Source organism: Caballeronia sp. M23-90 (assembly GCF_053574605.1).
This window is the reverse complement of sequence record NZ_JBSIPA010000324.1, coordinates 1-7,629: the sequence shown is the minus strand read 5'-3', so window position 1 is coordinate 7,629 and position 7,629 is coordinate 1. Positions and strand designations below refer to the sequence as shown.

The window sequence follows — 7,629 nt, the reverse complement described above, 5'->3', positions numbered from 1 at the left end:
TCGCCGCCGATACCCCGAACGGCTTGATGGTCCCGGTGATTCGCGACGCCGACAAGAAGGGTCTTGTCGATGTCGGCCATTCAGCAGGCGCTTGCCGCGGGCGCGGCCGTCATGGTCACGTCCCACCTTGGCCGTCCGACCGAAGGCCAGTTCAAGCCCGAGGATTCGCTCGCACCGGTGGCCAGGCGTCTTGGTGAATTGCTCGGCCGCGACGTGCCGCTGGTGGCCGACTGGGTCGATGGTGTCCAGGTCCAGCCGGGTCAGGTCGTGCTGCTCGAGAACTGCCGCTGCAACAAGGGTGAGAAGAAGAACGACGACGCGCTGTCACAGAAGCTCGCCAAACTTTGCGACATCTACGTGAATGACGCATTCGGCACGGCGCACCGGGCTGAAGCGACCACGCACGGAATTGCGAAATACGCGCCCGTGGCGTGCGCGGGTCCGCTGCTCGCGGCTGAACTCGACGCATTGGGCAAGGCGCTCGGCGAGCCGAAGCGTCCGCTGGTCGCGATCGTGGCGGGATCGAAGGTATCGACGAAACTCACCATCCTCAAGTCGCTGGCCGAGAAAGTGGACCAGTTGATCGTGGGCGGCGGCATTGCCAACACGTTCATGCTGGCTTCCGGCCTGAATATCGGCAAGTCGCTGGCGGAAAAGGATCTCGTCGATGAAGCCAGGACCATCATCAGCGAAGCGCGTGCGCGTGGGGCATCGGTGCCCATTCCTAGCGACGTCGTGACCGCGAAGGAATTCGCCGCGACCGCGAAGGCCGAAACGAAGGCCGTCGACCAGGTCCAGGACGACGACCTGATCCTCGATATCGGTCCGGACACCGCCAAGGCGCTCGCCGCGCAACTGGAAAAGGCCGGCACGATCGTATGGAACGGTCCGGTCGGCGTGTTCGAATTCGACCAGTTCGGCAACGGCACGAAGACGCTGGCGGACGCCATCGCGAACTCGTCGGCGTTCTCGATTGCAGGCGGCGGCGACACGCTCGCGGCCATCCAGAAATACGGCATCCACGACAAGATTTCCTACATCTCGACGGGCGGCGGCGCGTTCCTCGAGTTCCTGGAAGGCAAGACGTTGCCGGCGGTAGAAGTGCTCGAATCGCGGGCCTGATCCCATGACAAAAGCCACGTCGGAGTCGGATAACGAGCGGTCTGTATTGGCCGTGGAAGAGCTGGCGGAGAAGATGGTCGAGGACGTGGAGGGCAGCGTGGGCGAAGAAGCGCGCCATGCCCGCGCGGTCGAGGCGGTTGCTACGTCTACTGCGTCCACGCCGGACGCGCTTTCATCTGCAGCCGAAAGCGATCAAGGCATTGAAGACGATGCAAAGCCGAAGCGCCCGGCCCGCGTTCCCGCCCGGCGTAGCGGCAAGTTGAAGAAGGAAACGGCGGTCATGATCGGCGGCGCGAGTGCAGCGTCGCTGATACCTGGCCCCGGAGCGTTATCGAACAGCCATCACAAAGCGACGCCGGCACGATCCGGCGCGCGTCCGCAGGCGGAGACAACTGAATCCCCGTCAGCACACCGTACTCGCAGCGCTGTTTCAGGCGATACCACCCAGACGAGGAATTCCATGCATCGCGCTACAAAGATTGTCGCCACCATCGGCCCGGCTTCCAGCTCCCCTGAGATCCTGTTGCAAATGATCCAGGCCGGTCTCGACGTGGTTCGTTTCAACTTTTCCCACGGCACCGCCGACGACCATCGTCAGCGTGCGCAATACGTCCGCGACGCCGCCAAGCAATGCGGCCGCGAGGTTGCGCTGATGGCCGACCTGCAGGGCCCGAAGATCCGCGTGGGCAAGTTCGAGAATGGCAAGGTCACGTTGATTGCCGGCAACCCGTTCATCCTCGATGCACGCTGTGAACTCGGCAACGACGAACGCGTCGGCCTCGACTATCCGGATCTGCCGCGCGACCTGCGCAGCGGCGACGTGCTGTTGCTCAACGACGGCCTGATCGTGCTCGACGTGGTGCGCGTGATTGGTGAAGAGATTCACACGACCGTGAAAGTGGGCGGTGATCTCTCCAACAACAAGGGCATCAACCGGCAGGGCGGCGGGCTGACCGCGCCGGCGCTGACCGAGAAGGACATGGAGGACATCAAGACGGCCATGTCGCTCGGCGCCGACTTCGTGGCGGTATCGTTTCCGAAGAACGCCACGGACATGGAAATGGCGCGGCAACTCGCGAACATTGCGGGCGCGCCTTACGGCATCAAGCCGAAGATGATTGCGAAGATCGAGCGTGCGGAAGCCATTCCGGCGCTGCAGGGCATTCTCGATGCTTCCGACGGCATCATGGTTGCCCGTGGCGACCTGGCTGTGGAAGTGGGCAACGCGGCGGTTCCGGCATTGCAGAAACGCATGATCCGGATGGCGCGTGAGTCGAACAAGTTCGTGATCACCGCCACGCAGATGATGGAATCGATGATCCACGCGCCGGTTCCGACGCGCGCGGAGGTATCGGACGTGGCGAATGCCGTGCTGGATGGGACGGACGCCGTGATGTTGTCGGCTGAGACGGCGGCGGGGAAATATCCGGTGACGACCATCGAGACGATGGCGGCGATTTGCCTTGAGGCCGAGAAATCGGAGCAGAGCGAACTGGACAAGGATTTCCTGGACCGGACGTTCACGCGCATCGACCAGTCGATTGCGATGGGTGCGTTGTTCACGGCGTATCACCTTGGGGCGAAGGCGATTGTTGCGTTGACGGAGTCGGGCGCGACGGCGCTGTGGATGTCGCGGCATTGGTCGCATGTGCCGATTTTTGCCTTGACGCCGCGAATTGGTAGTGAGCGCACTATGGCGCTTTATCGGAATGTTACTTCGTTGCACCTGGATACGAACACCGATCGCGATGTTGCGCTTCAGCAGGCGCTTGAGGTTGTTGTTTCGAAGGGGTACGCGGCGCGTGGGGATATGGTGGTGTTGACTGTCGGGGAGCCGATGGGGCAAGCCGGCGGGACTAACGCGATGAAGATTGTGAGGGTGGGGGATCCGTTTTAAGGGCGCTGGCGCTTGGGGGAGGGGTTTTGGTTCTTAGTGGTTGGGGGTCTTTGCTGGGTTGCTGCTTTTTAGGCTACCGCGGGTTAAGTTCTAGCTGATCTCTTTAGCACTATTAGCCACTGTGCGTGGCGGCACTTCATTTCTTTTTCCAAACGGCGAAAAAGAAACGAAGCAAAGAAAACGCCTCCCAACCGCTAATTCTTAAGTGTCCCGAGCGTGCAGTGACAACTGTTTGGTACTTCACAAGAACGCTCGACGCCGCAATCAAGAACACTTGAAACCCTCCCCCTCCGTCAACGGCAACCCACACGCTTCGCCACCAGTGTGGGAATCCGCTAATTAGGCCTCCCCGCTGCGCGCGCTCGCGCCCAAACGCAAGGGGCGGCTGTGCTGGTGGCAAAGTCTCAGGCAAGCGAAGATGTTGTAGAACCGTTACGGGCTCGCAATGGGCTAAACCGTTGTTATGCGTCGCGCAGGTTTCCGTATTGACTGCCACAGTTACTGGTGGCGAAGCGTGTGGGTATCTGTGTTCGGAGGGGGAGGGGTTCAAGTGTTCTTGATTCCGGCGTCGAGCGTTCTTCTGAAGTACCAAACAGTTGTACGCGCACGCTCGGGACACTTAAGAATTAGCGGTTGGGAGGCGTTTTCTTTGCTTCGTTTCTTTTTCGCCGTTGGAAAAAGAAATGAAGTCCCGCCACGGACAGTGGCTAATAGTGCGAAAAAGATCAGTTAGAACGGAACGCGAGCAAGCTCGAACAGCAACAACCCGGCAATGACCCTGACCGCAACGAACACTGTTCCGAGCGCCAGCGCATAACCTGTGAAATGAAGTCCCGCCACGGACAGTGGCTAATAGTGCGAAAAAGATCAGTCAGAACGGAACGCGAGCAAGCTCGAACAGCAACAACCCGGCAATGACCCTGACCGCAACGAACACTGTTCCGAGCGCCAGCGCATAACCTGTGAAATGAAGTCCCGCCACGGATAGTGGCTAATAGTGCCAGGAAGGGATTCGTCACGGCGTGAGGAAGGTGAATATCGATACCGACTTGCGTCTCGCCATCACAGGCGCGATCCGCCGCTCTTTCGGCGAGAATCCGTCGAAATTCGATCCACGCGATTACCTGAAGCCGGCGCGCGAAGCCGCGAAGAAAATCTGCCTCGAACGCTACGTGCAATTCGGCTGCGAAGGCCAGGCAGGCAAGATCAAACCAATTCCGCTCGATAAAATCGCCGAAAAGTACTAGTCCGGCGAACTGGCTCAGATCGTCAAGTGAAAGCGAAGTAAGCAAGGTTTACGGCGGTTCGTCCCGAGTAAATTCGAGACAACCGCCGGACGCGTTTACAATGACGCTGAATCGGCCACGAACAGAATCAATACAACCCGCCGTTCCCGCAATTCCCGGGGAACGGCGTGTTGGTTTTTTCGTTTGTCTCCTGATCATTCTTTCCTAGCCCGACGTTGCAGCACTTTTCCGGTAGATGACATGTCCACCCAACATTCCCCGCTGTACGAATCCACGCTGAAATCGGTGCCCCTGCTCGGGCGCGGCAAGGTCCGCGACAATTACGCCGTCGGCACCGACAAGCTCCTGATCGTGACGACCGACCGGCTGTCCGCGTTCGACGTGATCATGGGCGAGCCGATCCCGAACAAGGGCCGCGTGCTGAATCAAATGGCCGATTTCTGGTTCGAGAAACTCAAGCACATCGTGCCGAACCACAATACGGGCATCGATCCGGCGACCGTCGTTTCCGCCGACGAAGCGCCGCAAGTCGCTGGCCGCGCGGTCGTGGTCAAGCGCCTCGAGCCGATCCTGGTGGAAGCGGTGGTGCGCGGTTACCTGGCCGGTAGCGGCTGGAAGGACTATCAGGCGACGGGTTCGGTATGCGGCGTGGAATTGCCGCCAGGCCTGCAGAACGCTGAAAAGCTGCCCGAGCCGATTTTCACGCCGGCAGCGAAGGCCGAAATGGGCCATCACGACGAAAACATCACATACGACGACATGGAACGCCGTATCGGCACGGAATTGTCGGCGACCATCCGTGATATTTCCATCAAGCTGTACAAGGAAGCGGCCGAATACGCGGCGACGCGCGGGATCATCATCGCGGATACGAAGTTCGAATTCGGGCTCGACAACCGCGGCGAACTGTTCCTGATGGACGAAGTGCTGACGGCGGACTCGTCGCGCTTCTGGCCGGCGGACGGTTACCAGGTGGGTACGAACCCGCCATCGTTCGATAAACAATTCGTGCGCGACTGGCTCGAAATGCAATCGTGGGGCAAGACGCCGCCGGCGCCGAAACTGCCTGACGATGTCATCGCGAAGACAGCCGAGAAGTATGAAGAGGCGTTGCAGCGCCTGACCGGCCAGTCGCTGGCGTAAAGTCACGCTTCTTGCCTCGAACGAACAGACCCAAACCACAGGAAAGCAGCACGATGAGCGAAGTCCAGGCCCACACGCACGACGCACCGTTGATCGGGGTGTTGATGGGTTCCAGTTCCGACTGGGACGTGATGAAAAATGCCGTCGCGATCCTGCAGGACTTCGGCGTGCCGTACGAGGCCAAGGTCGTGTCAGCGCATCGCATGCCCGACGAGATGTTCGCCTACGCCGAAAGCGCACGTTCGCGCGGACTGGCGGCGATCATCGCAGGGGCAGGCGGCGCGGCGCATTTGCCGGGCATGCTCGCCGCTAAAACCACGGTGCCGGTGCTGGGCGTGCCGGTATCGAGCAAATACCTGAAGGGCGTCGATTCGCTGCATTCGATCGTCCAGATGCCCAAGGGCGTGCCGGTCGCGACGTTTGCCATCGGCGAGGCGGGGGCGGCGAACGCCGCGTTGTTCGCGGTATCCATTCTTGCTGTGACGCAGAGCGCCTACGCCGACAAACTTGCCGCTTTCCGCGCCCGCCAGAACGACGCAGCGCATGCAATGGTCCTCCCGCCGCTCTAAATCCAGCAGCTTCAGTAACACTTCCGGCTGACCGACCCCACACGATGAACGCACACACCCAACCCAGTTCTCCCATCCAGCCGGGCGCATGGCTCGGCATGGTCGGCGGCGGCCAGCTCGGCCGCATGTTCTGTTTCGCCGCGCAATCCATGGGCTATCGCGTGGCGGTCCTCGATCCGGACGAAACGAGTCCGGCTGGTTCCGTCGCCGATAAACACATCCGCGCCGCCTACGACGACGAAACCGCGCTCACCGAACTCGCGCGCTTGTGTGCGGCGGTATCGACGGAATTCGAGAACGTGCCGTCCGCCAGTCTCGATTTCCTTGCCAAGACCACGTTTGTCAGCCCGGCCGGACGGTGCGTGGCGATCGCCCAGGATCGCGTGGCGGAGAAGCGGTTTATCGCAAGCGCGGGCGTGCCGGTGGCGCCGCATGTGGTGATCGAGTCGCCGGAAGCGCTCGCGGCCCTGAGCGATGAACAGATCGCCGCCGTCTTGCCCGGGATCCTGAAAACGGCGCGCCTCGGTTACGACGGCAAGGGCCAGACGAGCGTGCGCAACGTCGACGAAGTCCGCACCGCATATGGATCGCTTGCCGGCGTGCCGTGCGTGCTCGAAAAACGCATGCCGCTGAAATTCGAAGTGTCGGTACTGATCGCGCGTGCGGGCGATGGCAAATCTGCCGTTTTCCCGCTCGCGCAGAACCAGCACGTTGGCGGAATCCTGGCGAAGACCGTCGTGCCGGCGCCGGATGCAACCGATGCGCTCGTGGCCCAGGCGCAGGACGCCGCGCTGACGATTGCCGCGAAGCTGGATTACGTCGGCGTGTTGTGCGTGGAGTTCTTCATTCTCGAAGACGGGTCGCTGATCGCCAATGAAATGGCGCCGCGTCCACACAATTCGGGGCATTACACGGTGGACGCCTGCGCGACCAGCCAGTTCGAGCAACAAGTACGCGCGATGACCGGCATGCCGCTCGGCGATACGCGCCAGCATTCGCCGGCCGCCATGCTGAACATTCTCGGCGACGTCTGGTTCGATGGCGCCAAGGCCCACATCCCGCCGTGGCACGAGGTCATCGCCATGCCGACGGCGCGTTTGCATCTGTATGGCAAGGAAGAAGCGCGTCCGGGCCGCAAGATGGGCCACGTGAATTTCACGGCGACGACGCTGGAAGAAGTGCGTGCGGCGGCGCGCGACTGCGCCCGCCTGCTGCACATTGCGCTGGACTGACGAGAATGACCTTCGAAGCACCCAGCGTCGCGCAGGTCACGGAAGCAGCCGCGTTGCTCGACGCCGGCCAGCTCGTCGCGTTTCCGACTGAAACGGTCTACGGGCTCGGCGGCGATGCCGGGAATCCCGAGGCGATCGAGCGGATTTATGCGGCCAAAGGGCGGCCGTCGAATCATCCGGTGATCGTGCATCTCGCGCCTGGCAGCGATCCCGCGTACTGGGTCGAGACGCTTGTCCCCGATGCACAAAAACTGATCGATGCCTTCTGGCCCGGCCCGCTTACGCTGATCCTGAAGCGCGCGGCGCACGTGCCCGCGGCGGTCAGTGGCGGGCAGGATTCGGTCGCGATCCGCTGTCCGTCGCATCCGGTCGCGCAGGCTTTGCTGAGCGCGTTCAGCGCCTTACGCGACGGCCACGGC

General features: G+C 61.6%; 5 protein-coding genes and 3 pseudogenes. All 8 read left to right on the top strand.

Annotation, left to right across the window (positions count from 1 at the left end; genetic code table 11):
- A pseudogene (locus ACRXB1_RS25225) lies at window positions 1-75 on the top strand (2-oxo acid dehydrogenase subunit E2); the annotation flags it as partial.
- Window positions 67-1,122, top strand: a pseudogene (locus tag ACRXB1_RS25220) (phosphoglycerate kinase); the annotation flags it as partial. The pseudogenes ACRXB1_RS25225 and ACRXB1_RS25220, both read left to right, overlap by 9 nt.
- Before the next feature lie 460 nt (window positions 1,123-1,582).
- The gene (pyk, locus tag ACRXB1_RS25215; protein WP_062000714.1) at window positions 1,583-3,019 is read left to right on the top strand and encodes a pyruvate kinase; all 1,437 of its coding nucleotides are present in this window, start codon (window positions 1,583-1,585) and stop codon (window positions 3,017-3,019) included.
- A gap of 1,001 nt (window positions 3,020-4,020) precedes the next feature.
- A pseudogene (locus tag ACRXB1_RS25210) lies at window positions 4,021-4,266 on the top strand (class II fructose-bisphosphate aldolase); the annotation flags it as partial.
- Between the two features lie 240 nt (window positions 4,267-4,506).
- Window positions 4,507-5,409, top strand: a complete 903-nt coding sequence (locus tag ACRXB1_RS25205; protein ID WP_449493583.1) for a phosphoribosylaminoimidazolesuccinocarboxamide synthase — start codon at window positions 4,507-4,509, stop codon at window positions 5,407-5,409.
- A gap of 53 nt (window positions 5,410-5,462) precedes the next feature.
- Window positions 5,463-5,978, top strand: coding sequence for a 5-(carboxyamino)imidazole ribonucleotide mutase (gene purE / locus ACRXB1_RS25200; protein WP_086382491.1), 516 nt, complete (start codon window positions 5,463-5,465; stop codon window positions 5,976-5,978).
- Between the two features lie 44 nt (window positions 5,979-6,022).
- Window positions 6,023-7,210 carry a 5-(carboxyamino)imidazole ribonucleotide synthase gene (locus tag ACRXB1_RS25195; RefSeq protein WP_061998662.1) on the top strand — a complete coding sequence of 396 codons (1,188 nt, stop codon included), beginning with the start codon at window positions 6,023-6,025 and terminating at the stop codon, window positions 7,208-7,210.
- 5 nt (window positions 7,211-7,215) lie between these two features.
- Window positions 7,216-7,629, top strand: a 414-nt coding sequence (locus ACRXB1_RS25190) for an L-threonylcarbamoyladenylate synthase (protein WP_449493582.1), incomplete at its 3' end; no start/stop codon positions are given.